Origin of the sequence: Sphingobium terrigena (assembly GCF_003591655.1) — a bacterium.
Lineage (GTDB): Bacteria > Pseudomonadota > Alphaproteobacteria > Sphingomonadales > Sphingomonadaceae > Sphingobium > Sphingobium terrigena.
On sequence record NZ_QVRA01000071.1, the window covers coordinates 1 to 3018 of the forward strand.

6 protein-coding genes are annotated in these 3018 nt (G+C 58.8%); 3 read left to right on the plus strand and 3 right to left on the minus strand.

Annotated elements, in window-relative coordinates; all coding sequences use genetic code 11:
- Positions 1-96 precede the first annotated feature (96 nt).
- Together D0Z70_RS24300 and D0Z70_RS24305 are read right to left on the minus strand one after the other, a co-directional pair.
- Positions 97-390 carry a hypothetical protein gene (locus D0Z70_RS24300; protein ID WP_119750771.1) on the minus strand — a complete coding sequence of 98 codons (294 nt, stop codon included), beginning with the start codon at positions 388-390 and terminating at the stop codon, positions 97-99.
- Positions 391-410: 20 nt separating this feature from the next.
- The gene (locus tag D0Z70_RS24305) at positions 411-689 is read right to left on the minus strand and encodes a hypothetical protein (protein ID WP_231472263.1); all 279 of its coding nucleotides are present in this window, start codon (positions 687-689) and stop codon (positions 411-413) included.
- A 338-nt stretch (positions 690-1027) separates the two neighbouring features.
- On the opposite strand from D0Z70_RS24305, the gene D0Z70_RS24310 reads away from it, so the two are divergent.
- From D0Z70_RS24310 to D0Z70_RS25140, 3 genes are all read left to right on the plus strand, one after another.
- Positions 1028-1693: a YgjV family protein gene (locus D0Z70_RS24310; protein ID WP_165418737.1), complete on the plus strand. Its 666-nt coding sequence runs from the start codon at positions 1028-1030 to the stop codon at positions 1691-1693.
- The gene (locus D0Z70_RS24315) at positions 1690-2328 is read left to right on the plus strand and encodes a GNAT family N-acetyltransferase (RefSeq protein WP_088181964.1); all 639 of its coding nucleotides are present in this window, start codon (positions 1690-1692) and stop codon (positions 2326-2328) included. The genes D0Z70_RS24310 and D0Z70_RS24315 overlap by 4 nt, the downstream gene beginning before the upstream one ends.
- A 266-nt stretch (positions 2329-2594) precedes the next feature.
- Positions 2595-2759, plus strand: coding sequence for a hypothetical protein (locus D0Z70_RS25140; protein WP_162182209.1), 165 nt, complete (start codon positions 2595-2597; stop codon positions 2757-2759).
- A 75-nt stretch (positions 2760-2834) separates the two neighbouring features.
- Here the strand turns inward: D0Z70_RS25140 and D0Z70_RS24320 are convergent.
- Positions 2835-3018, minus strand: a 184-nt coding sequence (locus D0Z70_RS24320; RefSeq protein ID WP_119750772.1) for a TonB-dependent receptor, incomplete at its 5' end; no start/stop codon positions are given.

The window sequence follows — 3018 nt, forward strand, 5'->3', positions numbered from 1 at the left end:
CCTTGTGCCGGCGCATGATCTCGGCGAAGGCGGCCTGACGTCCAGCGAGCGTCAAGGCGGCGAGTTCGCCGTCCGTGCAGGCCGAAAGTTCAAGACTCACCGCGCGTCTGCGGTCAGCGCCTTCACCACCGCGCGGTCGAACGTCCTCGCCTGGTCAGGCCGCAGGATCTGCCGCATCGCGAACATATGGTTCAACGTCTCCTTTTGGAGCTCGCCCATCGTGCCGTGCGAACGATCGACAGCCGCCGCGACCTGCGGCCCATTGCCATGCTCGACTTCAATGGCGTNTCTGTGAAGCTCCACGCCTGGGGTCGTCGACGAAGGAAACACTTCGCGTCCAGCCCACACGCCTGCGACCGCTGCTGTGAACGCGATGGCCGCGATCAGCATCGTTCTCCGGGCGCTGCCCGTCACTGGAGCGCCAGCAAGGTCGAAGGCGCTAGCGGCGCGGCAGGCCCGAAAGGCGTCAGCGTCGGCATCTGCGCAGGCGCCGCTGCGGACGACAATCCGCCGCCCACCACTCCCAAGGCGACCGCGCCTACCGCTGCCAGCATGCCAGCCCGCAGTGTCACTCCGCTGCCCGCGCGCTGCTCCGCCGCGATTAATCGCATGACATCCCCTTCCAGTTCAGCGAGCCGGGGATGAAGCGGCTGCTCGGCAAGGCGGCGCAACGCGCTGTCTAAATCCATATCCATGTTCCTTCCTCCGTCTTGCTCACATCCCTTACGCACGGCCGGCGAACACCCCTCGAATCCGACGTGAACGAATACCCCGAAGCGCGAACGCCCCCGAGCGCCGCGGCGCACTCTTCCATTGCGTCCAATCGTTCACAGCGCATGCTGAGACGCACCAAAACAGTGTTGATGTCGCTCCTTGCTAGCCTCTAAAGCTATGGTTTGGCCTGGGCGGGGGGCCGATCGATCCAAATTGCGGTCGGTTTGCGATCTAAAGCAAATTGTAAAGAGTTTATTAACCGCGTCTCTTTACTGTTCGGGCATCCCTCCTCCCGAGAGAGCGCATGCCATACTTGATCGATGATGCGATATATACTGCGAGTGCGATCAGCATCCTTCTGGGCATGATCGGGCTCGCCTGTGTCATGACCTGGCCATTTCTACGTTGCTTGCGGCGGGTGATCGTCGTCCAGAGCGTGGGCGCGGTGGCGTTCACGCTTCAATTTTCCGTCCTTGGTGCCTCGACCGCGGCGGTCGCATGCGGCATCTCGCTTGCGCAGCTCTTGATTGCGCTGACGGTGCGGGATCGTGGAGTACGGTCGGCGCTCAACATTGCGAGACTCGTCACGCTCCTGACGCTTGTCCTATTTACTTGGGTAGGCATAGCGTCGCTTTTCGCGGCCAGTGGAGGCATCATAAACATGAGCGCGCGCAATCAGCCGTCGCCCATGCGGATGAAAACAGTGTTCCTGATCGGCTCTCCTTTTTGGTTAGCGCACAACATCATGGGTGGCGCACTGTCCGCCCTTACAGTGGATCTCATATCGGTCTTCACTAACATGACCGGTTTGTATTTGGCTTCGATCGAAGCGCGAAAGTGTTTGCAGGGAGAGGTGTCCGACACGGTCTGGCGACGAGTAGGAATCTTGTACGGGACTTTCTCCGGCCGGCGCTCGGGTGGCGCCGGCACTCCTGGGCTGAGCGGTCCCGCCGCAGCGCAACAGGAGTGCCGCGCATGATTGATGTACCGGCATCCGTCGCAGCTACACCCCTCCTCGCCAGGCAGAACGTCAATACGCGAACCTCGCCCAAGTTCATTGCCCGACCCGCGAGCGTACATGACGCAAAGGCACTGGCAGCTCTGAAGACAGCGCTGAGCGTCGAGACAGAGCACATGGTGTTCGACGTCGCTGATCCACATGCGCTATTGAAGCGCTGCAACTCTGAGTTGCAGGCTTCGAAGCTCGGAGAACAAGGCATTTTCGTCGTAGAAACCCGGAAACACATTGTCGGCTATATTGATGTCAGGAGAGTAACGGTCGAAGGAGCATATGAGTTTGCATCGTTTAATCTGGCAATCCGTCCACAATACTGGGGCAACGGACTTGGAGCACAGCTGATTTCTCTAGCGGAAAAATGGGCTAAAGGACGCCAATTGCGCTTCCTTATGTTCTTAGTCGCAATTCGAAATCATCGCGCAAGGGCGCTCTACGATCGTCTAGGGTATAGCATCTGTGATATAGTTCGGGTGGATGATAATAATGCGATCGCAGCCGATGAAGCATACATCATGGGACGTATGATCCTCGAAGCAGATTGTTCTGCCCCTCCTGAGTCCGGTGCGGATCACGATGTTGGGAGTGGGCTATGCTAAACGTCATGTACCTCGGCGTTTTCGTGCTAATGACTGTTTTGGCTGTTCCAGCGACTGCGCAGGTGACTGCGAGCAACCCAAGACCACGGCCGGCGCACTCAAATTCTTGCAGGATATGTTGGCTCGTGGTCCAGCTGAAGCAATGCCCTGGCCGGGATTCGCGCGTGCGTCGAAAGTGACAAAGGTTTTCAATGGCAATTGCTTGATGACCTTGTCGCTAGCTGACCAAGATCGATCTGGCGCGAGCGATTGCGGTGCGGGGTCGGATGTCGACGAATGCACCGCAATCCGCGGTCGAGATCGTGGGAGGGGTGCAGCCTTATAAAGGAATCGACTTTTATTTGGGCGACAATGCCGCAGTACGTCGTGCAAGCGACGCCATGCTCTTTCTTCATGCATCCTGCGACACCTCGGTCGAAACCGGGTTTTGATCATCCGCAGCGGGCGTGTGTTGGATGAATGTGTACGTCGCGCCAGCACTGCTCCGTCCCCCTGAGCGTAAAAGTTTAGAAGTTCACCCTAATCGTCGCTCGCGCGGTGGTCGGCGCACCGGGCATGACGTTGTTGTCGTTGTAGGCGGACGAGAAATAATTGCTGTCGAGGAGGTTCTCGACGTTGATTTGCGCCTCGATGTGGGGGGTGAGCTTGAAGAACGCGGCGGCATCGACGCGGGTGAACGCAGGCAGGACG